General features: G+C 62.9%; 20 protein-coding genes, 1 tRNA gene and 1 pseudogene. 9 read left to right on the plus strand and 13 right to left on the minus strand.

Features of this window, described 5'->3' with window-relative positions; all coding sequences use genetic code 11:
• Positions 1–116: pseudogene (locus tag VGP39_RS19730) on the minus strand (DNA-binding response regulator); the annotation flags it as partial.
• A 367-nt stretch (positions 117–483) separates the two neighbouring features.
• Between VGP39_RS19730 and fliI the strand changes: the two are divergent.
• The 4 genes from fliI (at position 484) to VGP39_RS19750 (ending at position 4,214) form a co-directional block, all read left to right on the plus strand.
• Positions 484–1,809 (plus strand): flagellar protein export ATPase FliI, encoded by a 1,326-nt coding sequence (gene fliI, locus VGP39_RS19735; protein WP_327569776.1) that lies wholly within the window; start codon positions 484–486, stop codon positions 1,807–1,809.
• 100 nt (positions 1,810–1,909) lie between these two features.
• Positions 1,910–2,326: a flagellar export protein FliJ gene (gene fliJ, locus VGP39_RS19740; RefSeq protein ID WP_327569777.1), complete on the plus strand. Its 417-nt coding sequence runs from the start codon at positions 1,910–1,912 to the stop codon at positions 2,324–2,326.
• A 465-nt stretch (positions 2,327–2,791) separates the two neighbouring features.
• Complete coding sequence (locus VGP39_RS19745; protein WP_327569778.1) at positions 2,792–3,337, plus strand: sigma-70 family RNA polymerase sigma factor; 546 nt, start codon at positions 2,792–2,794, stop codon at positions 3,335–3,337.
• A 19-nt stretch (positions 3,338–3,356) separates the two neighbouring features.
• Positions 3,357–4,214, plus strand: a complete 858-nt coding sequence (locus VGP39_RS19750; protein WP_327569795.1) for an anti-sigma factor — start codon at positions 3,357–3,359, stop codon at positions 4,212–4,214.
• A 397-nt stretch (positions 4,215–4,611) separates the two neighbouring features.
• Here VGP39_RS19750 and VGP39_RS19755 read toward each other — a convergent pair whose 3' ends face one another.
• On the minus strand, positions 4,612–4,812 hold the full coding sequence (locus tag VGP39_RS19755) for a hypothetical protein (protein ID WP_327569779.1): 201 nt from the start codon (positions 4,810–4,812) through the stop codon (positions 4,612–4,614).
• Positions 4,813–5,110: 298 nt separating this feature from the next.
• A complete protein-coding gene (gene flhA, locus VGP39_RS19760) occupies positions 5,111–7,345 on the minus strand; it encodes a flagellar biosynthesis protein FlhA (RefSeq protein ID WP_327569780.1) in 2,235 nt (744 codons plus the stop codon).
• A 303-nt stretch (positions 7,346–7,648) separates the two neighbouring features.
• On the opposite strand from flhA, the gene VGP39_RS19765 reads away from it, so the two are divergent.
• The gene (locus VGP39_RS19765; RefSeq protein WP_327569781.1) at positions 7,649–8,884 is read left to right on the plus strand and encodes an MFS transporter; all 1,236 of its coding nucleotides are present in this window, start codon (positions 7,649–7,651) and stop codon (positions 8,882–8,884) included.
• A 10-nt stretch (positions 8,885–8,894) separates the two neighbouring features.
• On the opposite strand, the gene VGP39_RS19770 is transcribed toward VGP39_RS19765, so the two are convergent.
• From VGP39_RS19770 to VGP39_RS19790, 5 genes are all read right to left on the minus strand, one after another.
• Positions 8,895–10,457: a serine hydrolase gene (locus VGP39_RS19770; protein WP_327569782.1), complete on the minus strand. Its 1,563-nt coding sequence runs from the start codon at positions 10,455–10,457 to the stop codon at positions 8,895–8,897.
• A gap of 11 nt (positions 10,458–10,468) precedes the next feature.
• A complete protein-coding gene (locus VGP39_RS19775; RefSeq protein ID WP_327569783.1) occupies positions 10,469–10,876 on the minus strand; it encodes a DUF4864 domain-containing protein in 408 nt (135 codons plus the stop codon).
• Between the two features lie 168 nt (positions 10,877–11,044).
• Positions 11,045–11,641 (minus strand): Fic/DOC family protein, encoded by a 597-nt coding sequence (locus tag VGP39_RS19780; protein WP_327569784.1) that lies wholly within the window; start codon positions 11,639–11,641, stop codon positions 11,045–11,047.
• A gap of 381 nt (positions 11,642–12,022) precedes the next feature.
• Complete coding sequence (locus tag VGP39_RS19785; RefSeq protein ID WP_327569785.1) at positions 12,023–12,367, minus strand: hypothetical protein; 345 nt, start codon at positions 12,365–12,367, stop codon at positions 12,023–12,025.
• A gap of 251 nt (positions 12,368–12,618) precedes the next feature.
• On the minus strand, positions 12,619–13,917 hold the full coding sequence (locus VGP39_RS19790) for a sulfite oxidase (protein ID WP_327569786.1): 1,299 nt from the start codon (positions 13,915–13,917) through the stop codon (positions 12,619–12,621).
• A 256-nt stretch (positions 13,918–14,173) separates the two neighbouring features.
• Here VGP39_RS19790 and VGP39_RS19795 point away from each other — a divergent pair, with 256 nt between their 5' ends.
• The gene (locus tag VGP39_RS19795; RefSeq protein WP_327569787.1) at positions 14,174–15,589 is read left to right on the plus strand and encodes a PHB depolymerase family esterase; all 1,416 of its coding nucleotides are present in this window, start codon (positions 14,174–14,176) and stop codon (positions 15,587–15,589) included.
• Between the two features lie 25 nt (positions 15,590–15,614).
• Here VGP39_RS19795 and VGP39_RS19800 read toward each other — a convergent pair whose 3' ends face one another.
• Together VGP39_RS19800 and VGP39_RS19805 are read right to left on the minus strand one after the other, a co-directional pair.
• Complete coding sequence (locus VGP39_RS19800) at positions 15,615–16,487, minus strand: sulfurtransferase (RefSeq protein WP_327569788.1); 873 nt, start codon at positions 16,485–16,487, stop codon at positions 15,615–15,617.
• A gap of 318 nt (positions 16,488–16,805) precedes the next feature.
• Positions 16,806–17,018: a DUF1328 domain-containing protein gene (locus tag VGP39_RS19805; protein WP_327569789.1), complete on the minus strand. Its 213-nt coding sequence runs from the start codon at positions 17,016–17,018 to the stop codon at positions 16,806–16,808.
• 148 nt (positions 17,019–17,166) lie between these two features.
• Between VGP39_RS19805 and VGP39_RS19810 the strand changes: the two genes are divergently transcribed.
• Positions 17,167–17,242: transfer RNA gene (locus VGP39_RS19810), tRNA-Ile, on the plus strand.
• Positions 17,243–17,382: 140 nt separating this feature from the next.
• On the opposite strand, the gene VGP39_RS19815 is transcribed toward VGP39_RS19810, so the two are convergent.
• From VGP39_RS19815 to alaS, 3 genes are all read right to left on the minus strand, one after another.
• On the minus strand, positions 17,383–18,237 hold the full coding sequence (locus tag VGP39_RS19815) for an SDR family oxidoreductase (RefSeq protein ID WP_327569790.1): 855 nt from the start codon (positions 18,235–18,237) through the stop codon (positions 17,383–17,385).
• A 119-nt stretch (positions 18,238–18,356) separates the two neighbouring features.
• The gene (locus tag VGP39_RS19820; RefSeq protein WP_327569791.1) at positions 18,357–20,117 is read right to left on the minus strand and encodes a proline--tRNA ligase; all 1,761 of its coding nucleotides are present in this window, start codon (positions 20,115–20,117) and stop codon (positions 18,357–18,359) included.
• 87 nt (positions 20,118–20,204) lie between these two features.
• Positions 20,205–22,802, minus strand: coding sequence for an alanine--tRNA ligase (gene alaS / locus VGP39_RS19825; protein WP_327569792.1), 2,598 nt, complete (start codon positions 22,800–22,802; stop codon positions 20,205–20,207).
• Positions 22,803–23,304: 502 nt separating this feature from the next.
• Between alaS and VGP39_RS19830 the strand changes: the two genes are divergently transcribed.
• Both VGP39_RS19830 and VGP39_RS19835 read left to right on the plus strand, forming a co-directional pair.
• Positions 23,305–24,846 (plus strand): ABC transporter substrate-binding protein, encoded by a 1,542-nt coding sequence (locus VGP39_RS19830; RefSeq protein ID WP_327569793.1) that lies wholly within the window; start codon positions 23,305–23,307, stop codon positions 24,844–24,846.
• A gap of 6 nt (positions 24,847–24,852) precedes the next feature.
• Positions 24,853–25,611 (plus strand): ABC transporter permease (locus tag VGP39_RS19835; RefSeq protein ID WP_327569794.1); only part of this gene is annotated, 759 nt, incomplete at its 3' end.

Below are 25,611 nucleotides of genomic sequence, written 5' to 3' on the forward strand. Positions count from 1 at the left end.
AGATCGACGCCTTCTTCCCCGAGATCGGTGGTGTAGACGTTAAAACTCTCGGATTTCAGCATCAATTCGATCGACTGCGCGACGGCGCTGTCATCTTCTATCAGCAATACGCGCATGCCAGTCCCCTATCGTCGCCGCTCCCGGGCGTCAGGTCGGCCGCACTTGCGGCACTCAAAACGCCTTTGAACAACTGATTCGAATCCTGACGGCATATGGTTAACAAAATCTGATTCCCGTCCGCAAGGTCTATTCGTGCAATTTTTGTCGAATCGCCATAAGATATTGCGGTGAAGCAGCTTTTCGTATCCCAGTCCGTTCAGTTCTCACATTAAGAGTCGGGTCTAACCGACTCTCGCGACTCAACCTTCATTCTGACGGCCGAGCGCTTTCAGTCACCAAAGACAGTGACGTAATGATTAACGATGCGGGTAAACACGGAGTTAAGGAGAGGCCTAGAAAGCGCGGAAACTTAAGGTTTTCGCAATGAAGGCGCTCGCCGAGCAGATCGCCGACCTCGACGGCGTCAACATTTATGGCCGGGTGGTCGGCGTCCGCGGGTTGATGGTGGAGATCGCGGGGCCCGTCCATGCGATGTCGGTCGGCGCCCGGATCGTGATCGAGACCGGCGCCAACCGTTTCATCCCCTCGGAGGTGATCGGCTTCACCGGGAATAATGCGGTGGTGATGCCGTTCGCCGGCCTCGAAGGCGTGCGGCGCGGCTGCCGCGCGGTGATCGCCAATGCCGCGAGCCAAATTCGGCCCTCGCCGTCCTGGCTGGGGCGCGTGCTCAACGCCATGGGCGAGCCGATCGACGGCAAGGGGCCTTTGACGCAGGGGTCCTCGCCGATGCCGTACCGCAACCTGCCGCCGCCGGCGCATTCCCGGCGCCGGGTCGGACCGCCGCTCGACCTCGGGGTCCGCGCGTTAAATACCTTTCTCACCTGCTGCCGCGGCCAGCGGCTCGGCATTTTCGCCGGCTCCGGCGTCGGCAAGTCGGTGCTGCTGTCGATGCTGGCGCGCAACGTGGATGCCGATATCTCCGTAATCGGCCTCGTCGGCGAACGCGGCCGCGAGGTGCAGGAATTTTTGCAGGACGACCTCGGCGAGGAGGGGCTGGCGCGCTCGGTGGTGGTGGTGGCGACCTCGGATGAGCCCGCCTTGATGCGGCGGCAGGCGGCTTATCTGACCCTGGCGATATCAGAGTATTTCCGCGACGACGACAAGGATGTGCTGTGCCTGATGGATTCGGTGACGCGCTTTGCGATGGCGCAGCGTGAGATCGGCCTGAGCGCAGGCGAGCCGCCGACCGCCAAGGGCTATACGCCGACGGTGTTCACCGAACTGCCGCGGCTCTTGGAGCGGGCCGGCCCCGGCATGGGGCAGGGCACCATCACCGGCATCTTCACCGTGCTGGTGGACGGCGACGACCACAACGAGCCGGTGGCCGATGCGGTCCGCGGCATCCTCGATGGCCATGTGGTGATGGAGCGGGGAATCGCCGAGCGCGGACGCTATCCTGCGATCAATGTACTGAAGTCGGTGTCCCGCACCATGCCGAAATCGGCCGATCCGGCCTATCTGCCGGCCATCACCCGGGCGCGGCAGGTGATGGCGACCTATGCCGACATGGAGGAATTGATCCGGCTCGGCGCCTACCGGGCCGGCTCCAGCCCGGAGGTCGACGAGGCGATCCAGCTGCATGAGCCGCTGGAGGCGTTTTTGCGCCAGCAGAAGGAAGAAGTCACGGGTCTTGCCGCCGGTTACCGCCAACTTGAGCAAATCCTGGGCGCTAAAGAAACGGAACGCTAACTTTGTCAGGCCATCATCCGCCTAGTCATGCCGGTGGGGCCCTTGCGGGAGGCCGGTTCTGTCCCGCGTTCGAAACGGGACTTCTGGGGAGTATGAGTCGATGAAGTCACGTGAAACGCTGATCCGCCTGAAGAAATTTCAGGTCGATGAAAAGCGCCGAAGGGTCGCCCAGATCGAGGGCATGATTGCCGACTTCCAGCGCATGTCGGTGGACCTGGAGCGCGAAATCCAGAACGAGCAGGACCGCGCCGGGATCAACGATCCCTCGCACTTCGCCTATCCGACCTACGCCAAGGCCGCGATCCAGCGCCGCGAGAACCTGACCCGCTCCGCCGACGAGCTGCGGATCCAGCTCGAGGATGCCAAGAGCATGCTGGCCGAGGCGTTCGAGGAGCTGAAGAAGGTCGAGCTGCTGGACGAGCGCGACCAGGCCCGCGAACGCGCCGAGGAAAGCGCCCGCGAGCAGGCCGATCTCGACAGCATCGGCCTGATGCGCGCGCGGATTGCGATGGCGTAATCCGTCACCGCTGCGAAGATTGAAAGGCCTCGTCGCTGGCGAGGCCTTTTCTTTTAGCTGCCGTGTGTCATCTCCGCACGCACACCGTCATCCTGAGGAGCCGCGCGCTTGCGCGGCGTCTCGAAGGATGGCCAAGGCGCTCGTGGCCATCCTTCGAGGCTCGCCGTGAAGGACGGCGAGCACCTCAGGATGACGGTGGTGTGTGGGCTCGTGCTCACAAACCAGGGCTACAAGGCAAGCCCACGATAAGTTTTTGTACCCCCAATAACATGAGTGTCAAGAAGGATGGCGAACTCAGCTACGCGGTCACCGAGTGCTCACGCGTCGCAGCCCGCTCGATCTTTTCCTTGGGAGTTCCAGCACTTGGCACATCGGCCCCGTGAAAATATGATACCAAACCGTTCGACGGCCTTTGGGCCGGATACAATCGCGGTCGAGGAATCCGCGAGTTTTGGGGACGTGCGAATGCTGACGCCGGCTGAGTTGGTCTGGCTGATTGCCGCGGTGGCGAAGGGGGATGAGGCCGCATTTGAGCGGCTGTATGCCGCCACGCGCGCGAAACTCTTCGGCATCGTGCTGCGTATCTTGCGGCGTCAGGATCTCGCGGAGGAGGTCATTCAGGAGGCTTACGTCAAGATCTGGAACAGCGCGGGGCAGTTCAATCCGGGCGTGGCGTCCCCGATCACATGGATGGCGTCGATTGCGCGCAACCGGGCCATCGATGTGGTCCGCAAGCGGACCGAGTCGTCGATCGAAGAAGAGCCGGCCGCGATGGAAGTCGCCGCCGATTCGCCGGATCCGCTGGCGCGGCGCGAGATGACCGAGGAATTGAAGCGGCTGCTGGAATGCATCGGACGGCTGCAGCCGGATCGCCAGAAGCTGGTGCTGCTCGCGTACTACAATGGCTGGAGCCGCGAACAACTTAGCGCGAAGTTCGAGACGCCGGTGAACACCGTGAAGACCTGGCTCAGGCGCAGCATGATGGATATTCGGGAGTGTCTCGGGCTTTAAGGCCTTGGACTTTGAGATGATGGCTTACAGCGAAGACCATATCGCGCTTGCCGCGGAATATGCGCTCGGCACCCTCGACGCCGATGAGCGCGGACAGGCCGAGACCATGATGTCCGTCGACAAGGATTTCGCGGCGATGGTCGACGCCTGGCAGCACAAGCTCGGCGTGCTGAACCAGATGGTCGGTTCGGTCGAACCATCGCCCGAGGTCTGGGACAGGATCAAGGCCGCCGCTGGATTGTCCGCCGCGCAGATGCCGCTGGTGCTGCCGGAGCCGCCAACGCCAGTCGCCGATCCGATCGTCGCCGAAGCCGCCCCCGCGACGGAAACCGGCAATGTTGTCGCGTTTCCCGCACCGGTCCGGCGCTGGCGCAATATCGCCACCGCCATGACCGCGATCGCGGCGGCCTTGATCGCGCTCGTCGTGACCCAGGTGGTTCGGCCGGACCTGCTGCCCGACAGCATTCGCCCGACACCGCGGACGCAGGTGGTGCAGGTTCCAGCGCCGCCCGCTCCGGTGCCGGCGCAATATGTCGCAGTGCTGCAGAAGGATGGCGGTTCGCCCGCGTTCATTCTCACCGTCGATGGTGCAAGTCGAAATTTTACGGTGCGCAAGGTCGATGCCGCGCCCGAGCCGGGCAAGAGCTATGAGTTGTGGGTGATTTCCGACAGGCTCGGCGCGCCGCGTTCGCTGGGCGTGATTGGCGAGGGTGATTTTACCGGGCGCCCGGCGCTCGCGGCCTATGACCCCGACATCGTCAAGAACGCAACCTACGCCGTCACCGTCGAACCATCGGGCGGATCGCCGAACGGCAAGCCGGGCTCGGCGCCGGTGTTCGCCGGCAAGCTGATCGAGACCGTGCCGCAGGGCCGCTAAGTTTGCGTTCCCCGGACGCAGCGCAGCGCGTAGCTCTTGCGAAGCGGTGCGCTGCAGCGCCGGGGTCCAGCTTGCTTGCTTAACCGGGGTCCCGGTTCTGCGAAGCAGCGCTTCGCAAGAGCTACGCGCTGCATCGCGCCCGGGACCCGAACGGTCTCTCTTCTCTATCGTCATTGCCGGGGCTTGACCCGGCAATCCATGCTCTTGAAAGAAGCTTCTTGCGAAGATGGATGGATACGCGGGTCAAGCCCGCGTATGACGACCCCGCAAAAAGAAAACGCCCGTGGGGAGCGGGCGTTTTCGGTCGTCTGAGTCACTTGGGGTCTTGGGGTCTTAATTATCCACGTGGCGACTTTGGGGGGCTGGTAAAGAGCCGCGTGAATTCCTTGAATTCCTGTTAGCGTACAACCGATCCGTTGGAGTTCGTGATGGCGACCGGCGCACCGGCCTTGATGACGCGCGTCGACTGCGCGTAGGTCTCGTCCGAACCGGTGCGGGCCGAGATACCGAAAGCGGCCACCGTGATGGCAGCGACAAGGGCCACGACCACGATCTTGAGATGGGTCGAGCGGTCCGCGCTGTAGATCGAATGGTTCATCTGCAAGCCTCCTGCCGTCCAACTTGCCTTGAGGGTATGTCTGGCCGTTCCCCCGCCAGGTTCAACAACTCATGGCCAGAAACGTAGGGATTCGGCTTTTCGTTCCACAGAGGCGATCACAAAGCGGTGAAAAGACTTGAACTCCCGCGATCCGGCGAAGCCCGACGCATACGCGAAATCAAAAATATGCGTGTTAAGACAATAGGTTAATTTGACTTTTGCGTTAAAGCGGCAAATTCGACGTTGCAAATTAACCGGGCACAAAATGGTTGTCTGTGGCGGAAAAGTCGCTGCGTTTTCAAACACTCCCCACCGTCTTGAGCCGCGCGCGCGGATGAATTTCCGCCTGCGACAACACCGTGGTTTGCGACCTGAAGCGCTCGACCAGCGAGCGCACGAAGGGACGGATCGCCGCCGAGGTCACCAGCACCGGCGCCTCGCCCTCGCGCGCGGCCTGCTCGAAGCGGTCGCGCACCACCGTCATGAATTCCGACAGCTTTGACGGCTGCATCGCCAGCGTGCGCTCCTCGCCCTGGCCGATCAGCGACTCGGCAAAGGCCTGCTCCCATTTCGCCGACAGCGCCACCAGTGGCAGATAGCCGTTCATCGAGGTGTTTTGCGCGCAGATCTGGCGCGCGAGACGAGCGCGGACGTGCTCCACCACCGTCGCCGGGTTGCGTGAGAACGCCAGCGCGTCGGCGATACCTTCGAGAATGGTGGAGAGATCGCGGATCGAGATGCGCTCGGCGAGCAGCAGCTGCAGCACGCGCTGGATGCCGGAAACGGTGACCTGGCTCGGTACGATATCCTTGACCAACTCGCCCTGCTCCTTGGGCAGGTCCTTCAACAGCTTCTGCACCTCGCCGTAGGACAACAGGTCCGACATGTTGTTCTTGAGCAGTTCGGTGAGATGCGTCGACAGTACCGTGGCGGCATCGACCACGGTATAGCCCTTCAGCGAGGCTTCTTCCTTCAGCGCCGCATCGACCCAGGTCGCGGGCAATCCAAAGGTCGGCTCGGTGGTGTGCAGGCCGGGGACGTTGACCTGACTGCCGCCGGGATCCATGACCATGTACTGGTTCGGCCAGATGCGGCCGGTGCCGGCATCCACTTCCTTGATCTTGATGACGTAGGTGTTGGCTTCCAACTGCACATTGTCGAGGATGCGCACCGATGGCATCACAAATCCCATCTCGATCGCGAGCGAGCGGCGCAGCGCCTTGATCTGCTCGGTGAGGCGGTCGGTGCCGTCGGGACCATTGACCAGCGGCAGCAGCGCGTAGCCGAGTTCGATCTTGAGATCGTCGATTTTCAGCGCGGTGGCGATCGGCTCGTCCGCCGCGGCGGTAGCAGCAGCCGCTGCCGCCGGCGCCGCGGCGGCGAGCGCTTCGGCGGCCGAGGCGGCGCGGTTGCGCTTGCGCGCCGAGAAGGCCAGCGCCGCGGCGCCGCCGCCCAGCGCCAGGAACGGGATCATCGGAATGCCCGGCAGCAGCGCCAGCACCAGCATCACGCCGGCCGACATGCCGAGCGCCTGCGGATAGCCGGACAGCTGCTTCATCAGCGCCTTGTCGGCGGCGCCGCTGACGCCGGCTTTCGAGACCAAAAGGCCCGCGGCGGTGGAGACGATCAGCGCCGGCACCTGGGTCACGAGGCCATCGCCGACGGTGAGCAGCGTATAGGTGCGCGCGGCTTCGCCGAAGCCGAGACCCTGCTGGGCGACGCCGATGATGATGCCGCCGATGATGTTGATGAACACCACCAGCAGTCCAGCGACGGCGTCGCCGCGCACGAATTTCGAGGCGCCGTCCATGGCGCCGAAGAAGCCGCTTTCGTCCTCCAGCGCCTTGCGGCGGTCCTTGGCGGTCTTCTCGTCGATCAGGCCGGCGGACAGATCGGCGTCTATCGCCATCTGCTTGCCCGGCATGGCGTCGAGATGGAAGCGCGCCGCCACCTCGGCGATGCGGCCCGAGCCCTTGGTAATGACGACGAAGTTGACGATCACCAGGATCGCGAACACGATAATCCCGATCACGAAATTGCCGCCCATCACGAAATTGCCGAACGCCTCGATGACGTGGCCGGCCGCCGCGGTGCCTTCATGGCCGCGCGAAAGAATGAGCCGCGTCGAGGCAAGGTTGAGCGACAGCCGCAGCATGGTCGCGATCAACAGCACGGTCGGAAACGAGGAGAATTCCAGCGGCGCCTGGATGAACAGCGCCGTCATCAGGATCAGGATCGACAGGATGATCGAGATCGCCAGGAACAGGTCGAGCACGATCGCGGGCAGCGGCAGGATCAGCACCACCAGGATGGTGAGGATGCCGAAGGCCAGCGCCAGATCGCCGCGCTTCAGCATGGTGCCGATGTCGGCAAAACTGGGAAAACCCGATCCGGGTGACTCCGCGCCCGAACCTGCCGTCACATCCGCCATAAGAACTGCTTCCCCCCGCCGATGCCGTTCGCGGGCGCCAAACGTCTGCGCGGCGGCCGATGGACCACCGCTTCGAAAGTGAGGCACCGCATTGGCGTCCACGGGTACTCCCCCGTCGCAACCGACGACACTCGACTTACCTAGGCAAAATTTGCCCGGTTTATGGTTAGGAAAGCGTTAACGGACTGCCTGTGGAGCGTCTTTCGTTCCCCGGGCGCAGCGCAGCGCGCCGCACTTCGCGGCGTGGTGCGCTGCTGAACCGGGGTCCCGGGTCTGCGGAGCAGCGCTTCGCAAGAGCTTCGCGCCGCATCGCGTCCGGGACACGCTTGAGTTCCACCGCATTTGCATGCCCAACATTTCATCACGGCGCTTGACCGGGAAGCCTCCCCCGACGAAGTTGCGCCCGTGCGCGCACCCGCCAATCCATCCAAAGATCCGGCCGCCTTCATCCCCGACTCGCGTCAGGCGTGGGTGCGGCTTGCGCTGGCGGTGCTGATCGGCTCGATCGGCAGCGTCGGGATGTGGTCGGTCGTGGTGGTGCTGCCGGTGGTGCAGGGCGAATTCGGCGCCACCCGCGGCGCGGTGTCGCTGGCCTTTACCCTCACCATGCTCGGTTTCGGCTCCGGCGGCGTCTTGACCGGCAAGATCACCGACCGCTTTGGAATCGTGATGGCGATCACGCTCAGCATCGGCTTGCTGGCACTGGCCTATATCGGCGCTGGCCTGTCGACCACGCTGTGGCAGTTCATCCTGATCCATTTCCTGATCGGGCTGGGCTCGTCGGCGACGTTCGCGCCGTTGATGGCGGAAGCCTCGCACTGGTTCGACCGCTATCGCGGGCTCGCGGTGACCATTGTCGCCAGCGGCAATTATGTCGGCGGCGCGATCTGGCCGCCGCTGGTCAATTGGGGCGTGCAGACCGCCGGCTGGCGCACCACCCATATCGCGGTCGGCATTTTCTGCGCCCTCGCGATGACGGCGGTGTTGCTGGTGCTGCGAATGCAGATCGGCGCGGCCTCGCAGCGCGATCACGTCAACGCAGCCCCGCCGCGCGTCGACCTGCAGCTCTCCACCAACACCCTGACGGTGCTGCTGTGCATTGCCAGCATCTCCTGCTGCGTGGCGATGTCGATGCCGCAGGTCCACATCGTCGCCTATTGCGGCGACCTCGGCTACGGCGTGGCGCGCGGCGCGGAGATGCTGTCGCTGATGATGGGTTTCGGAATCATCAGCCGGATCGGCTCGGGATATCTTGCCGACAAGATCGGCGGCATCCCGACCTTGCTGATCGGATCGGCGGCGCAGGGTTTTGCGCTGTTGTTCTATCTGTTCTTCGACAGCCTCACCTCGCTTTACATCATCTCCGCGATGTTCGGGCTGTTCCAGGGCGGCATCGTGCCGAGCTACGCCATCATCGTGCGCGAGGCGATGCCGGCGTCCGAAGCGGCGACCCGCGTCGGCATCGTGATCTTTGCCTCGGTGTTCGGCATGTCGTTCGGCGGCTGGATCTCCGGCTTCATCTTCGATGCCACCGGCTCCTACGCCGCGGCGTTCATGAACGGCTTGGGGTGGAACGCGCTGAACATCACCATCATGGTGGCGCTGCTGCTGCGGGCAAGGCAGCGGCTGGCGATGGCGTAGTCACCGCGTTTCAGTCGCTGGCTTCGCCGTGCAATTCCACCTTGGTGCCGTCGGTGTCTTCGTAGTTGACCGTCATCTTGTTGCCGTCGAACGTAAGCTCCCAGAGCTGCGTTTCGCTGTTGCCAAGGATACGGCGCTCCATCGCGAAAGTGCGCGCATTGATCCAGCGGCCTTTGACGGCGTCGATTCCGTAATGAGCCGGACTCTTCCGGAATATGCCATCGAGTCCGAGCGGCCCCGAAAACCGCTCGGTCGGCTTGTCCGGCTTGCCTGTGTCGGTGACGATTTCCCATGTCGGATTTTCGCCGACCAGGTTAAGCGAGAATGACTTCGCGTCGAGGTCATTTTTGGCGAATTGCCAGGTCTTGCCCGAAACCGCCTTGGCCAGTTCAGGCGTCGCACCAATCGGCGAGTGCTTTTCGATTGCGGCCGCGCGGATCGACGCGGCGAGCACGGACTGCGCGACCGGATCGGGAGCCAGCGGCGTATCCGACTTTACCGATCTGGAAATATCGTCGATCATCCGGCGAGCCGGATAGAACTCATCATCCGGCATGACGCCGGTCATCACCGCGACGATGTCGAGCTTCGGCAGCACGAGAATCAATTGCGAGTGACGGCCCTGCGCCATATAGGCGCCCTTTTCGGGCAGCGACCACCAGAAATTTCCATAACGAAAACCGTAGGTCGCCGTCACGTTGCCTTCGCGCGCGCGATCGACCCATGACGGCGGAATGATCTGCTTGCCGTCCCACATGCCGTTGTGAAGGTAGAGATAGCCGATCCTTGCCATGTCGTGCGGCGATAGCGACAGCCCGGCCTCGCCGTCGGTCACGCCTTGCGCGTCGACGTCACCCCATTTGGCGCTCGTGATGCCGAGCGGGTCGAACAGCCGATGTTTTGCAAAGTCGAAGGCGCTTTGTCCGGTGGTTTTGGTAAGCAGCGCGGACAACAGATACGGGTTGCCGCTGTTGTAGTAGAATTTGCTTCCCGGCGCGCCCGACATCGGCCGGTTCAGTACGAAGCCGGTGCGATCCGGGCTATTGTACATCTGTATTAAGGGTTCATCGGGCGTATGGACGTTCTCCAGCCAGTCGATGCCCGAGGTCATGTTCAGCAGATGCCGGATGGTGAGCGCCTTCTTGTTGTCATCGAGGTTCGAAATCCGCCGGTCGGAAAAATAGTCGACGACCGGATGGTCGACACTGTCGAAGAAACCATCACGCAGCGCGATGGCGGTCAGGGTGCCGGTGACGCCTTTGGTCACCGACCGGAGATCATGGCTGACCCCTGCGACGTAGGGGGCATAATAGGCTTCAGCGATGATCTTGCCATGGCGCACGATCATCAAGCTGTCTTGCCTGCGGGTGCCCACGATTTCGATCAGCCGCGCAAGGCCGGCCGAATCCACGCCTTGCTCCTCTGGCGTCGAAGCCGCCCACGATTGCGTCGGCCACGTTGTTGCCGCGGGGTTTTCAGCGTCAGGTGCGCCTGCCAGTGCGGAAAAGCCGACAACGCATTGAGCCCCGGCCAGCAGCGCCGCCAGCATCGTGTTCCTGAAAGGCATTGGCATTCCCCGTTTCCTCACGCCGCCTGGCCCGCCTTCAATAGCATGCAGCCGGTGATTTTCAGACTGCCATCGGGCTGCAGCTCCAGCGTATACAGCGCCTCCCACGGCACGCCCTCGACATCGAGAATATGGACGCGCTGCGCGATCTTGCCGTCGGCGATGCGGGCCTCGCCGAATTCAAAACTCTTGTGGCGATAGACGGGGGCGTAACTGTTGCGGACCATGGCCATGAAGGTTTCGGCGTCCGGGAATATGCCCTGGATCGCCGGTGCGGCATGGTAGTAGGCCGCCGCGGGATCGTCGCGGCTGAAAGCCTGCTCCTGCGAACGAATCACGTTTTGAGCTGTAGCGACATCATCCGCGGCGCGCGCGGGTGCGTCGAGACTCATCATAAATGCGACGAAAAGGAGGAAAGCGCGCATAAAGGCTCCTTATAGAAAATCGCTCAAGCTACTTTTTCTTCCGGTTCAGCAGTGCTTTTTCGTATCGCGCTTTGACGCCCGGCTCGTTGGTCTCGCCCAGCACTTCGTTGGGTTCGGCTGGCGGCCCGTTGTCTTCATCAAATCCGGGCGCCCGCGCAACCTCGGCGGCTAACCGCTCGTACGCGATGGCGCGCCTCGCATGAACGGCCTGAGATAATTGTCGAGGTGTTCTTTTCCCGGACTGTCGAGTTCTCTGGTCAACGCATCAAGATAATGCTCCTTGTCTGTCGAAGACCAATCGATGCTGAAGCCGGCGCGCTGCGCAAGAACTGAGTGCACCGTCATGATAGTGCGACCGTTACCATCGAGAAAAGGATGTCCGAACGCCAGATATCCCATTACTTCGCCGGGCGCGGCCGCCATTGTGTCTTTGTCCTGGCCTATCAGCAAGGCGAAATCCACCGCTCGACGGATGTCCTGCGGGTACGCAAAGATGACGTTACCCTTCTTTACGGCAAGCTTCGGCGCTGTTTGCAACCGGTCTTGCCCGGCCGACGGGTACACCGCGTCGAACAGGATCTTATGGGTTTGCAGAATGTGCTCGTAAGCGAGTTGCTTTGGCTTTGCGAGTTGCGAGAACGCTTCGTCGATTCCAGTTGCAAAGGACGCATGCTCGAGCCGTTTGACGATATTGAGGTCTTTTACTTTTTCGAAATTGCGAAGGTAACCCTCGGTCTCGTAATCACCGAATGGGTCGAAGGTCACGGCCTGGTTTCGCTCAGGTATTTCGCCTGAAGATGGACGAGTTGGCTGCGGCTAAGATGTCCGGCCCGCTGCAACGCGAGTAGCATGCACTCTACCTCATCCAACCTGACACGATCGTCCGCCAGTCGCGTTATATCGTTCGCAAGCAAATCCGATCGGGTTGGGACATAGGTCACGTGATGCCGGGCCGCCATCTCGCGAATGAGGGTGGCGGTAGAAGTCGCGGTGGCTGTCTGAGGGCGTGCGGACATAGAGTCTCCTGCCGAAGAATATAACATTCTTTGCGCTGAGAATCCATTGGATCGCTCAGGGAAAACCCTCCGAGCGGCCCATAACCCATCGTTGTTAGGATGTTATCGTGCATGCGCCGCGACGACACGCTCACTTGCTGAAAGGGTTTTGCCAGCCGCCGCGGCCGGGGGCGCGGGGCGGGTAGGCGGCCTCCAGATAGTTCAGCAGCACCTCGCGCTCCCTGGGCTCGGGCGGCGGCATGTTGTGGCGGCGGATCATCAGGTTGATCGAGTCGTCCCATCCGGCGCGGCTCAGGCCTTGCGCGGCCACCAGCTTGAAGTTGTGGCAGGCGGTGCAGGCATAGAAGGTTTCGTCGCGGCCGGCGCCGGCGACGAATTCTTCCGGGCTTTCGTCGCGCGGCGTGAACGTCGTTTGCGCGAGTGCGGGCGCCGTCCGGAGCAAACCCGCAATCGCAATGCACGCCAAGCGCATCATCGAGAGCGCGATGAATTTAGGTCGGAGCGGCTCCTTCTCACCTCTCCCCGGAGGGGAGAGGTCGAAGCCGAAGCGCCAGCGAAGGCTTCGGGTGAGGGGTCTCTCGAAGCACTCGGACTTGCGGAGAGGCCCCTCACCCGCCGCGCATCTGACGATGCGCGTCGACCCCCGATCAAGTCGGGGGCAGGCTCTCTCCCCTGCGGGGAGAGGTGAGCTGAGCGTCGTGGCGATTTGACTTGAAACCATCAGGCTTACCCGACCAGCACCGCGATCCGGTGCATCGCGTTGCCGCCGTAGCCTTGCGGATTCCATGAGGCGGCCTGATGCGGTTGCATCGCGCCCTTGGAATCGGTGGCGCGCGCCCAGACCTCGTAATAGCCATCGGACGGCAGTTTTACGCTCGCGGTCCAGCGCTGCCAGTCGTATTTGTTCTTCGGCTTTTCGAGTTTTGCTTGTCGCCACGTCATGCCGGCGTCGGTGGAGATGTCCACCTGTTTCACCGTGAGATCGCCGGCCCATGAGGCGCCGCGCAGTTTGAGCTCCCTGGTGCCGGCGGCGAGCTTGGCGCCGTTCGCGGGGTTGGTGATGATCGAGCGCACCGGCATCGATTCCAGGATGCGGAAATTGGCCGGATCGCCCTTGTCGCCCGGCACCATCGGCTTGATCGCGACCCGGTAGGAAAATTCGGTCATGCCGGGGCCGTCATGCTCCTTGTCGCGCACCCAGATCCGGGTCAGCCATTTCTGCGACGCGGAGCCTGGCCAGCCCGGCACGATCAGCCGCACCGGCCCGCCGTGAATGTTGGGCAGCGGCTGGCCGTTCATGGCCCACACGATCAGCGTGTTGGGGTCAACAGCCTTTTCGATGCGCACGCCGCGCGAGATGGTCGGCTTGCCGGCATCGCCGGATAGATGCAGGTCGGATGAATAATGCCCGGTGTATTTTGCGCCCGGCTTCAGCCCCGCGATCTTGAGCACGTCGGCAAGCGGCACGCCAGTCCATTCGGCGCACCCCGCGCCGCCATTGCTCCACTGGTTGCCGCGCGCCGGCGGCGAGAACGCCGCGCGGCCGTTGCCGCCGCATTCCAGCACCATGCGGCGGGTGACCGCCTTGTATTTCGCCTTCAACTCGCCGAGCGTGATCTCGAGCTTGTTGTTGACTTCGCCGTCGATGGTGATCTTCCACTTGTCGGGATCCTTGGTCTCCTCCGGAGTCTGCCCGTTGTTGCGGATGAAGAATTTTTCCGTAGGCGTGGTGTCGTCGTCGAGCAGGCTCTCGGGGGTCTCGGCCACCAGCGGCCGGTCGCCCAGCACGACCAGCTTTTCGTTCTTGCCGGGGAATTTCAGGTATTGCGGTCCCTTCGGAGGCGCGGGTGGGGCAGGGGGTGCCGGCGCGGTTCCTTGCGCATGCGCGCTGGAAATCCCGGTCCCGGACAACGGCATGACATCCCCGACGATCGCGCCAACGGCCGCCAAGGCTGTGCCGCCCAAAAACCTCCGCCTGCTGGCATCGACGCCGCGTTCGGCGTTCGCGGCATTTTTCTCCGCCATGATAATCCTCCCGTTTTCCGACTTTCAGTCGTTTTTCTCAGCCGGGATTCGCGATCCCGGCCGGCCCAAGTATTTGCGGTTTGCGGCCATGCCGCAAGGCGGCGCGAGGTGGCACTTCGTCTACCGTTTCAATGTGGACGCAAGCTTGTATCGGTAGAATCAAACCTCGGCTAAAATTCTCGCAGCAACTGGCGCATTAATCGTCTTGCGCTTGCAGGCCGTTCGGCTGACGATCTGAAGCTACACAGGGGATGTCATGAGCGTTGGGACGTTGCGCCGGACCGCGATCGCCTTGACCTGCGCGGGAATCGTCGCCGGACCGGCGCTGGCTGAGCCGCTATCCGGCTATAACGCCGACATCGGCAAAAGCTCGATATCCGGCATCTCCTCCGGTGCATTCATGGCGGTACAGTTCGGCACCGCATGGTCGTCGGCGATCAAGGGCGTCGGCGTGATTGCCGGCGGACAATACTGGTGCGCCCAGGCCGACGCCAATGACTTCATCAACAACTTTACGCTGCCGATCCTGCACGCCACCGGCTCGTGCATGTCCGGACCGCCGCCGGCCTTGAGCACGTCTTTCGCAAAGGCCGACGCCAAGGCGGCGTCCGGCGACATCGATCCGTTGCGGTTCGTCAGCGCGCAAAAAGTCTATGTGTTCCACGGCATTAACGACGCCGTCGTCGCCAGATCGGTCACCGATGCCGCCGCCGGTTTTTACCGGCATTATCTCGGCGAGGCCAACCGCGGCAATCTGTATTACCAGACCGCGATCGGCGCCGGTCATTCGCTGGTCGTTGCGCGAGAGCCGCACCTGCCCGGCCTCAATGCCTGCAACGACAACAAGATTCCGTACATCGACCAGTGCGGCTACGACCAGGCCGGAATCCTGTTGCAGCACATCTACGGCGCGTTGAACGCCCCCAACCGCGGGCAGCTGACCGGGACGATGAAGCGCTTCGACCAGTCCGTGTACACCAGGCCCCACGACACCGGCGCGCTCAGCCTCGGCGATACCGGCTATGTATTCGTACCCAGGGATTGCGCAGACGGCGCCGCATGCCGCGTCCATATCGCCCTGCATGGATGCAAACAGGATTTCGGCGAAATCGACCGGCGTTTTGTCGATGACACCGGATATAACGCCTGGGCCGATACCAACCATCTCATCGTGCTGTATCCGCAGACCAAGTCGAGCTCGTTCCTGCCGTTCAATCCGCAGGCATGCTGGGATTGGTGGAGCTACGTCGATCATCAGGACAGCTACGTCACCAAGGCCGGATCGCAGATCAGGACGATCAAGGCCATGCTCGATGCCCTCACGGCGCGCGCGGTGCCTGCGCCGGCTCCCGCAGCGGCCCCGGCCGCGGCGCCGGCGCTGACGGCGATCGACACGTCGGATACCGCCGCGGATCTTGCCTGGACCCGGCAGGACGGACAGCTCGCCTATCGCATCTCGCGCGCAGGCGCCGACGGTCAGTTCTCCGTGGTCGGGACCGCCGCGGGCTTCAGTTTTGCCGACACCGGCCTGACGCCGCGTTCGCTGTATAGCTGGCGTGTCTCGGCCATTGTGAACGGCGGTGAGGGCCCAGCTTCCAACGAGGCGACAGCCGCCACGCGGGCCACTCCCGCGCCCTGTAACAGCCCAGGCAGCTGCCCGATCGGCAACTGACGGCGCGCCGCAATCGCTGATCGCCTCAACCGGTCTCGATCGGCAATGAAGCGTCCCTGGCCCATTCGCCCATCGATCCATCATAGAGCGTCAAATTGTCGTAGCCGAGCTGGTGCAGCAGGAACAGATCGATGGTCGCCGAAATGCCGCCGCCGCAATAGGCGATGACGTTCTTGTCCTTCGTGATGCCTTGCGCCGCGAATTTTTGTTCGGCTTCGGTCGGCGCGATCAGTTCTTTGGTCGGTTGCATCAAAGTCGCCGCGGAAACGTTGACGCTGCCTGGAATGCGTCCCGGCCGCCCGTAGCGGCTCGGCTCCAGCCCTTTGTGAAACTGCGGGCCAAGCGCGTTGACGATGACGTGATCCGGACGCCCGAGCGCGGCCTTCACCGCATGGCTGTCGGTGAATAGTCCCGGACGTGGCTTGATTGTAAATGTGGCCGGCAGGTAGTCGCCAGGTTCGCCGCTTTCCAGCGGCCGTCGCTCGGCGCGCCATTTGTCGAGGCCGCCGTCGAGCACCGCTACGTTGTCGAAGCCGAGCGAGCGCAGCATCCACCAGAACCGCGTCGCCCACATCATGGTGCCGATGCCGTAGAGCACGACACGCGTGCCGTCGCCGATGCCGTGACGGCCGAAGCTGGCTGCTAGCAGCGCCGGCGCCGGCATCATGAAGCGGAGCCTTGTGGCGGGATCGGAGAATTCGCCTTGCAGATCGAGGAAATCGGCGCCCGGGATATGCGCCTCTTCAAACGTATGCCGGCCCGGCACCGCGACGTAAGGGTCGTCGCTGCCCGGCGGTGAAGGTTCGAGATAAGTGGTGCAGTCGTAGATTCGAAGGTCCGGCCGACCGACGATCGCCGCAAGCTCCTGGGTGCTGATCAAAGCCTGAGGGTCGCGCATTTTGTACTCGCACGGTTGCTCGGAAAGGCGAGCGTAGCCGGAATAACGCAAAGCGCAAAATGGGTTGCACCATCGACGTCGTCCCAATAGCGGCGTCGCCCCATCTTCACCGTCATCCTGAGGGCCGCGCGTTGCGCGGCGTCTCGAAGGATGGCCGCAGACGCGGTGTTGGCATCTTGCCCGCGGCCGATCCTTCGAGGCTCGCCGCTGTGCGGCGAGCACCTCAGGATGACGAGGCGCGCTTCTGAGGCGTTCGGAAGCGACGCAGAGCGAAAGCTGGCCGGGAGGCAGATTTTCGCAAACGCGCTAAGCGCCGCGCTACATGCTGATCGCTACCAGCGCCGGCACCAGCTCGGTATGACTGAGCGCGGAGCCGACCAAATAGGCGAAGCCGAGCAGCGCCAGGAAGCCGAGAAAGAACAGGGCGAAGAAGATCATCGACAGCCGTTTGGCGAACGCCGAAATGTTGGTCAGCCCGAGGCCGCCGGCGATCAGCGAAATGATCAGGCAGATCACAGCCCAGCGAAACATGCGCGCCTCTCCAAAGCCCGTTCCAATGCAGCCCTCAACGAAGATCGGCCGGCATGGTTCCGTGACGCGGAACGACGCCATTGCCGGGCGCCAAGGGTCATTGTAAGGGGTACCGGCACCGTCGTGTGTCGCCAGCGCGACGCTGCGCGGGCCTGTAGCTCAATGGTTAGAGCCGGCCGCTCATAACGGTCTGGTTCCTGGTTCGAGTCCAGGCAGGCCCACCACGCTTCGCCCTGACGGGCTACGCGTGGCGCAGCCGCGCCGGACCGTCAGGGCGAAGCGTGTCCGGCGTAGCTTGAGCGCAGCGAAAGCGAAGACGGACTGGGGCAAATGGTTACGGCCGGGCATCGGCATCAACAGAGGCTCAAAGGAACGGCTTGCCGCCGGTCACAGCGATGGTCGCGCCCGACACGTAGCTTGAAAGCGGATCGGCCAGCATGACGTAAGCGGTTGCCAGCTCGACGGGTTGGCCAGGGCGTTTCATGGGCACCTGCTTGCCGAAATTCGAGACGGTTTCCGTCGGCATTGTAGAGGGAATAAGCGGCGTCCAGATCGGTCCTGGCGCAACCGCGTTGGCGCGAATGCCCTTTTCGGCCAGCATCTGCGCCAGCCCGGCGGTGAAATTGTGGATCGCGCCCTTGGTTGTCGCATAAGCCAGCAGCGTCGGATTAGGTGCATCGGAATTGATCGAGGCTGTATTGATGATGCAGCTTCCCGGCTTCATATGCGGCACGGCGGCCTTGGTGAGGTAGAACATCGCGTGGATGTTGACCTTGAAGGTCAATTCCCATTCCTCGTCGGAGATGTCCTCGATCGATTTGAAGGTGGCTTGATGCGCGGCGTTGTTGACGAGGACGTCGACGCCACCCAGTTCCGAGACGGCTTTTGCGATGACGGCGCGGCAGTGATCCGGCCGCTGCAAATCGCCGGGCATCAAGATGGCCGTTCGACCGGCGTCCTTGACATAGCGCGCGGTGTCCCGCGCGTCATTGTCCTCCTCGAGATACGAAATCAGGATATCGGCGCCTTCCCTGGCGAACGCGATTGCGACCGCGCGCCCGATGCCGCTGTCGCCGCCGGTGATGACCGCCTTCTTGCCCACGAGCCGGCCACTGCCTTTATACGACGTTTCGCCGTGATCGGGCACCGGCTTCATGGCCTCGGTCGCCCCCGGCATCGGCTGCTGCTGATTGGGAAATGGCGGTTTGGGATAGTTCATTCGCGCTCCATCACGTTCCTGAACTCAGAACCGTGCGGCGAAACCTTTGTTCCATCGGATATGACCGCACCGCAGGGCGAACAAGTCCCGCCGAGCCCACGACTCCTGTCGCGGCTGAATCAATTTACGGGCGCAATTGCCGGCGCGCCGCTCTGGATCACGTCGAGGGCGGCCTTTCGCCAGGCGGCGACCAGCGCGGCGGCTTCGCCGATCGCGACCGTTTCGGTGCGGCCCCCGGCGCGCGCCCTTACCTCAACCAGCCCCTGGTCGAGCGCGCGCCCCAGGGTGATTCGGAACGGGATGCCGATCATGTCCATGGACTTGAATTTCGCGCCGGCCGAGATGTCCCGATCATCGGTAAGGTAGTCGAGACCAAGCCCCGCCAACGCCGTCTCGATGGTGTCGATATGCGCCTGCACGCCATCGTCGCCCTGCTTGATGGCGACGATCGCTACCTCGAATGGCGCCACCGTCACCGGCCAGATGATCCCGTCATCGTCATGCCATTGCTCGACGATGGCGGCCGCCACCCGCGAGGTGCCGATCCCATAGCACCCCATCTGCAGCGGCACCGGCTTGTTGTCGCTGCCCGGCACCGTCAGTTCGAACGCCCTTGTATATTTGTCGCCGAGCTTGAAGATGTGCCCGACCTCGATTCCACGCGCGGCGCTCAGCGCCGCCCCATCGGCGGCAATGTCACCGGCCTCGGCGAGTTGCAGATCGGCGAAGGCGTCGACTTCGAAATCCCTGCCGATATTGACGTCGGCCAGATGCCATCCGGTCTTGTTGGCGCCGACCACGATGTTGGTCAGTCCCTCGATGCTTTGGTCTGCGAGCACGCGGATGCGGCCGCGCATTCCGACCGGGCCGATCGATCCCGGCTCGGCGCCGAAGATCGCCGCCACCTTATCGGCCGCGGCCAGTTTCGCGTCTATTCCGCCGAGATGGTTCTGAAGCTTGACGAGGTTGATCGAGCGATCACCGCGGAGCAGCACCGCGACCAGCTGGTCCTCGCCGGATGCTGCCGCCACCTCATAAACCAGCGTCTTGACGATTTGCCGCAGCGAAATCCCAAGCTGGACGGCGACGTCGTCGGCCGACCCGGCATTCGGCGTCGAGACTTGGCGGGCGGGGCGGGGCGGTTCGGCCGCGTCGCGTTCGACGCGGCCCTGCGCCAACTCGGCGTTGGCCGCATAATTGTCGGTATAGAGAATCGTGTCCTCACCCCACTCGCTGAGCGCCATGAACTCCTCGGAGCCGGAGCCGCCCATCGCGCCGCTGTCGGCGAGTACGATCGCGAATTTCAGGGCGCAGCGCGTGAACACCGCCTGATAGGCTCCCCGCATCGCGCGATAAACCGCGTCCATCCCGGCATCATCGCAATCGAAGCTGTAGGCGTCCATCATCGTAAATTCGCGGGAGCGGACCAGTCCGAAGCGCGGCCTCAGCTCATCGCGGAACTTCACATGCTGCTGAAAAAAGGTAAGCGGCACGTCCTTCCGCGTCGTAATCAGCGACTTGGCGAATTCGCACATCATCTCTTCGGCGGTCGGGGTAAGCCCGTATTGGGAGTCCTTCCGGTCGGTCAGCTGGAACATCAATCGCGAACGACGAAACACTTCCCATCGCCCCGAACGCTCCCACAGACGGGCCGGCTGAAGCAGCGGCAACTGCACCTGCTGCGCGCCAATCGCGGCCATCTCCTGCTCGACGATGGCGCAGATTTTCCGGAACACCCGAAAAAACAGTGGCGTATAGCTGTAGATGCCGCTGGCATGCTGGATGATATAGCCGGACCGGACCAGCCACTTATGGCTTGGGGCTTCCGCATCCTTTGGAAATTCACGCAGGATTCGTATCCCGAAACGGCTGGCTTTCATCGAATCTTCTCTGAAGTTGGCCCCAGCCCATGGCGGGCCGCGCGGTTCAAAAGCCGTTTCTCAGGCGAACTGATTTGGCGCGCCGCGTCATGCATTCTCGCTTACGATGTTGTCGGCGCGGGCAAGGATGTCCGCGATGCCTTCGATGCGGGCCCCTGCGCCTTCGGCGAGCGTCGCCTTGCCGCCGCCGCGGCCGTCGATCAGCGGCAATATCCGCTTCAGGATCGCCGCCGCGCTCAATTCCTTGATGCGGCTGTCGTGAACCGCGATCGCAACGCGTGCCTTGTCGTCGGCGGCAATCGCCAATATGGCGACGCCGCCGATTTCCTGCGCGGTCTCGATCGCGGCGCGCCGGAGTTGGTCGAACGGAATGTCCGGCGACGCGATTACCGCAGGCGTACCGTCGGCAAGCTTGCGGGCGCCCGCGGCGAGGCTTTTGGCGGAGACCGCTTTGCCCGGCGCGGGCGCGCTGGTCTTCGACCTGTCGATCAGCGCTGCGACGCGGCTCTCCAGTTCTTCAGGACTGCCATTCAGCATTTTTCCGATGCGCGACAGAACGCGGTCGTGACTTCGCAAAAACTCATACGCGGTCTGACCGGTCAGCGCCTGGATCCGGCGCACACCGCGCGCGACGCTGCCCTCCGACACGATCACGAACAGCCCGATCTCGCCGGTCGACGATACATGGGTGCCGCCGCAAAGTTCGGTCGAATAATCGCCGAAGCCGATGGTGCGGACCGTGTCGCCATACTTGTCCTTGAAGAACGCCAGCGCGCCGGCGGCAACCGCCTCGTCGAACGGCATGATACGCTCACTGCGGCTGTAATTGGTGTGGATCGCCTGATTGACCATGTTCTCGATGCGGACAAGTTGTTCGTCGGTGATCCGGTCGCCATAGGTGAAATCGAACCGCAGCCGGTCGGCATCGACCAGCGAGCCGGCCTGGCCGACTTCCTTGCCGAGCACGCTGCGCAACGCGCTATGCAACAGATGCGTCGCCGAATGATTGGACTGAACGCTGCGGCGGCGGTTGGCGTCGACGATGAGCTCCGCCAACGCGCCTTCACGGAGGGTGCCTTGCTTGACGATGCACTTGTGCGCGAAGACCTTCGGCGCGGGCTTGCTCATGTCGATCACGGCGCAACGCGCTTCGCCGGTGGCCAGGATGCCGTGATCGCTGACCTGGCCGCCGCCTTCGGCATAGAAGCTGGTCTTGTCGGTGATGACCAGCACCTCCTCGCCCGCAGAGGCAGAGCTGACGCGGCGGTTGTCGCGCAGGATCGCCAGGATCGTTCCCGACGTCTGAAGATGCGTGTAGCCGACGAACTCGGTGTCGGGCAGGCCATCGACGTCAATGGCCGGACCGCCGGCCGTCTCACCATCTTTCTGATTGCGCGAGACCTCCTGGTGCTTGCGGAATTCGACCTGGAAGCCTTCTTCATCGAGCGAGCCGCCGCGCGACACCACATATTCGCGGATGGTATCGATCGGCATGCCGTAGGTGGCGAACAGCGTGAACGCGGTCGCGCCGTCGATCGCGCCATTGGCCGCGGCAAAGGCGTCGGCCAGCTTGGTGAGGCCGTTTTCGAGCACTTCCTCGAAATCATCTTTCTCGCGCGAGAATACCGACATGATCTCGTCGCGGCGGGCCGGGACGTGCGCATTCCAGGACTTCGCATTGTCGATGGCAAGCTTCACCAGTCCGTCGAAGTCGAAACGCTTGTTGCCGCCCTCATAGGCGGCCGCGATGGCGCGGCGGATCATCCGCCGCGGAATATAGCCGGCGCCGCTTGCCGCCGGTTTCACGCCGTCGGCGAGCATCATCGTCGCCGCGCGGATGTGATCGGCAATGATGCGCGGCGCCTTGCCGGAAGCGCTGCCGCCGAGTTGCGCGACCGTGAAGTCGACGAGGGGACGCAGCAGATCGGTCTCGTACACGCTCTCGAAGCCGTTGAGCGCCATCACCATGCGCTCCAGCCCCGAGCCGGTATCGACGCTGCGCATCTCCAGCCTGGAGAAGCCGGCAGGCAGTTTGTTGAATTCCATGAATACGCCGGCGTTCCATATCTCGATGTAACGATTGACGTCGTCGAAATGCCCGCCGCGAACATAGGCCGGACCAAATTCATCCCCGGTGTCGAAGAACACCTCCGTGCAGGGACCGCAGGGGCCAAATTCCCCGGCCGGACCCCAAAAATTGTCCTTTCCCAGCGGCACGATGTGATCGGCGGGCATTCCGACCGCCCGCCAATGCTCGATCGATTCCTCGTCCGCTCCGATACCGAGCTCCGGATCGCCCCGGTAGACGGTGGCGTAGAGCTTCTCCGGCGGGTAGCCGAAACCCTCGACCAGCAATTTCCAGGCGAGCGCGATCGCCTCGCCCTTCCAGTAATGGCCGATCGACCACGATCCCATCATCTCGAAAAAGGTGAGATGATGCCGATCGCCGACTTCTTCGATGTCGTTGGTCCGGATGCAGCGCTGGACGTTGCAGAGATCGGGTGCCGGCGGCCTTTCCTGTCCCAGGAAGTAAGCCTTGAGGGGCGCCATCCCGGAGTTGATGAACAGCAGGGACGGATCATTCTTGGGCACCAGCGACTGCCCTTCGATCTTAAGGTGACCGCGGCTCTTAAAAAAGTCGAGGAAGATGCTGATAACCTCTTCGCTGCCGATCTTCCGGATCATTCTGAACCTTTTCTACATTGATAAATCGGGGTTCCGGCGCCCGCTGAATGACCCACGATCTCTACCTTCGAGTACCCGATGTATCAAGCCATCGCGCATATAAGGAATCGGTCTTGCGATTCGAGGCCCGGATAGCCGGAATTTACCGTCGACGCAGGCGCTGCCCCAGCCGCTTTCGGACTGCGGTGGTCCACCGGCGCCCTCCGCGAGGGCTACTCCACCCATTGAAAGGGGAGAGCGGTACGCCCGTCGCCGCATCGACGAACCGGCGCCGGCGACGGCACAGCCAATGGCCACAAAACCGTGTTGGTTGGCAAGGCCCGAATGGATTTTCAACATCGAGTCCGAACGACTTTGGGACAGGTGAAATAAGCCAAGAAGCGTTGCGACGCTGCGACGCGGCCGGCTTTCCCGCCTTGCCCCGACCGGTAATTACAGTCAATCTGCCCACCAATTCGACATCCGGACCACCGGGCGAAACGGTATTGGGGGAGACGACAAAATGAAAGCGGAATCCCGCTCGCGCGCGCTTGCGCAGGCAGTTTTAGGTGCGGCGGTTGGCGTCGCACTGTTCGCAAGCCCGGGCCTTGCACAAAAGCAGGGCGGCAGCATCACCGTCGGCCTGGAGCTCGACATTCCCGGCTTCGATCCGCTCAAGGTCGGCGTGTTCGACACCGCGGCGTTGACGGCGTCCGCGGCGATCTTCGATACGCTCACCACTCTCGACGACAAGGGCGTGGCGCAGCCGAAACTCGCGCTCTCCTGGACGCACTCGGACGATTTCAAGACCTGGACATTCAAGCTCAGGCCCGGCGTCAAATTCCACGACGGCACTCCCTTCAACGCCGAAGCGTTCAAGGCCAATTTCGACCGGCAAAAGGATCCGGCCAACAAATGCCGCTGCGCTTTCTACATCACCGGAACGCGCGACGTGCAGGCGCCCGACGAACTGACGGTCGTCTACAATTTGATCGATCCTGCGGTGAACCTGCCTGCGATCATCACCATCCCGAGCCAAAATAACGCGGTTCAGTCACCGACGGCGTGGAAAACCAAGGGCGATGACTACAACCGCAATCCCGTCGGCACCGGACCCTACGTGCTGAAGTCCTGGACCGCGGGGGATCGCATGGTTCTCGAAAAAAATCCGGACTACTGGGACAAGAGCCGTATATATCTCGACCGCATCGTCCTCAAACCGCTGCCGGATGCGCAATCGCGCTTCGCCAGCCTGCAGTCTGGCGAAGCCGATATCGTCTGGGATGACGAATTCGACGCGGACAACATTCAGAAAGCGCAGAAGGACCCGAAGATGACGGTCCACACCTATGTTGGCTCCGGGGCGGCGGTCTACGCCTTCAATACCAAGGTCGCGCCGTTCGACGATGTGCGCGTGCGCCAGGCGCTGGTGATGGGGCTCGACCGCAAGAAGATGTCGCAGGCGATCACCAACGGCCTCAGCCGGCCGGCGAGTAATCCTTACGGCGAGGGTTCGTGGGTCAAGTGCAAGGACGACGGCGCGCTGCCCTTCGACGTCGAAAAAGCCAAGGCGCTGATCAAGGACTACGGCAAGCCGGTCGAGTTCAAGATGATCGTGACCGCAACGCCGCGCGGGCGGACCGTCGGTCAGGTCTTGCAGCAGTTCTGGAAACAGATCGGCGCCAATATGGAAATCGAGCAGATCGATCAGGCGACTGTGGTGCCGCGCGCCTTCATGCGTCAATTCCAGTTGACGCCGTGGCGTATCGTCGATCTGGCCGATCCCGATCCGCAGATGTATGCCAACTTCAAGACCGGCAGTGCGGTTGCGCTCGCCAATTACTCCAATCCGGAACTCGACAGGCTGCTGGACGAGGCGCGCGTCACTGCCGATCCGGCAAAACGGACCGAGGATTATTGCGCGATCAGCCGGCTCATCAACAAGGAAGCGATCTGGTTCTGGACCTTCCAGAACACCTATTACGCGCTTTCGAGCGCCAAGCTCAAAGGCCTGCCGAAGATGTATAGCGGGGTGATCGACGTATCGCGCGCCTGGATGGAGTAGCCGGGAATGGTATGGTTCGTCGGGCGAAGGTTCCTGTACCTGGTGCCGGTTCTGCTTGCCGTATCGCTGCTGACGTTCCTGATTGCTTCGCTGCTGCCCGGCGATCTCGCTTACGTCATCCTGGGCGACCAGGCGACGCCGGAAAAGGTCGAGGCGCTGCGCCGTGACATGGGCCTCGATCAGCCGGTCTGGTGGCGCTACCTCAGCTGGCTCGGCCATGTGCTGCAGGGCGACTTCGGCCGTTCCTTCCGCACCGGCCAGACCGTGCTGCAAGCCGTAACTGAACGGCTGCCGGTGTCGCTCGAACTGATGATCCTCGCCGAGATCATTGGCCTCGCCGTCGGCGTTCCCCTCGCCATCGCCTGCGCGGTGCGCGCCGGCTCCGGCTTCGACCGCTTCATGACCGGCACCGCCTTCGCCATGCTGTCGGTGCCGGCGTTCCTGTCCGCGATCCTGCTGATCTATCTGTTCGCGGTGCAGCTGCGCTGGCTGCCGGCGACCGGGTACATTCCGTTCGCGGAAGATCCGGTCGGAAATCTGCGCTGCTTCGTGCTGCCGGCGCTGACGCTGGCGCTCGCCGAATGGCCGGGGATCATGCGCGTGCTGCGCTCCGACATGATCGCTACGCTGCAGGAAGACTACATCGCGATGGCCAGGGCGAAAGGACTGAAGCCGTCACGGATCCTGTTCGTACACGCCTTAAAACCCTCGTCGTTGACGCTGGTCACCATCACCGGGATCAATATCGGCCGGCTGATCGGCGGC

It is taken from the genome of Bradyrhizobium sp. (assembly GCF_036009065.1).
Taxonomy (GTDB): domain Bacteria; phylum Pseudomonadota; class Alphaproteobacteria; order Rhizobiales; family Xanthobacteraceae; genus Bradyrhizobium.